The sequence below is a fragment of the Streptomyces sp. S6 genome (assembly GCF_054880855.1).
On record NZ_JBTYMC010000673.1, the window covers coordinates 1 to 1,046 of the forward strand.

At 75.2% G+C, this 1,046-nt stretch carries 1 protein-coding gene; it reads right to left on the reverse strand.

The window, feature by feature from the left end; all coding sequences use genetic code 11:
• On the reverse strand, positions 1 to 1,046 hold a 1,046-nt coding region (locus tag ACVNF4_RS36340), incomplete at both ends, for a beta-ketoacyl reductase (protein ID WP_461807079.1).

The following is a 1,046-nucleotide window of genomic DNA, read 5'->3' on the forward strand; positions in this document are numbered from 1 at the left end:
CGTGCGAGGCGGCGGCCACTGCGCACCAGGCCGCGCAGCAGGTGCGGGACGGTGCCGCCGGAGGCCGCGTCGGCGCGCAGGGACCGCAGGTCGAGCTTGATCGGTACGAGCAGGGTGTGTTCGGCCCTCAGGCCGGTGTCGAGGAGGGCGAGGGCTTCGGCGGGGGTGAGGGCCTGGACTCCGCCACGGCTCATGCGGGCCTGGTCGGTCTCGCTGAGGTGGGCGGTCAGGCCGGTGCTCTGCTGCCACAGTCCCCAGGCCATCGAGACACCGGGCAGACCGGCGGCCCGCCGGTGGGCCATGAGCGCGTCGAGGTAGGAGTTGGCGGCGGCGTAGCTGCCCTGGCCGGCGGAGCCGAGCAGCGCGGCGGCGGAGGAGAAGACGGTGAACGACGCGAGTTGCGGGGCGAGTTCGCGGGTCAGCTCGTGCAGGTGGCGGACGGCGGTGACCTTCGGGGCGAAGACGCCTTCGACGCGTTCCGGCGTCAGGGCACCGATCACCCCGTCGTCCAGGACACCGGCCGTGTGCACAACACCGGTGAGGGGGTGCTCGACGGGTACGGCCGCCAGCAGGGCCGCCACGGCGTCCCGGTCGGCCACATCGCACGCGGTCACCGTCACCGCCGCCCCCGACTCGCCGAGTTCCGCGACCAGTTCGGCCGCCCCCTCCGCATCGGGACCACGGCGGCTCACCAGCAGCAGGTGCCGTACACCGTGCACCTCCACCAAGTGCCGGGCGACCAACGCGCCCAGGGAGCCGGTGCCGCCGGTGACCAGGACGGTGCCCTCGGGGTCGAAGGCGTGCGTGCTCTCGGTCTCCGCGTCGGCGGTCTCGCGCACCAGGCGCGGGGCGGACAGGGTCGTGCCTCGGACGGCGACCAGTGGCTCCGCGGTGGCGAGGACGGGTCCGAGGACGGGTCCCGCTCCGGCGGAGCCTGCGGGGTCGAGGTCGACGAGGACGATGCGGTCGGGGTTCTCGGCCTGGGCGGCGCGGACGAGGCCCCAGACGGCGGCGCCGGCCGGGTCCGTGACGTCGGCGTCGCCGCC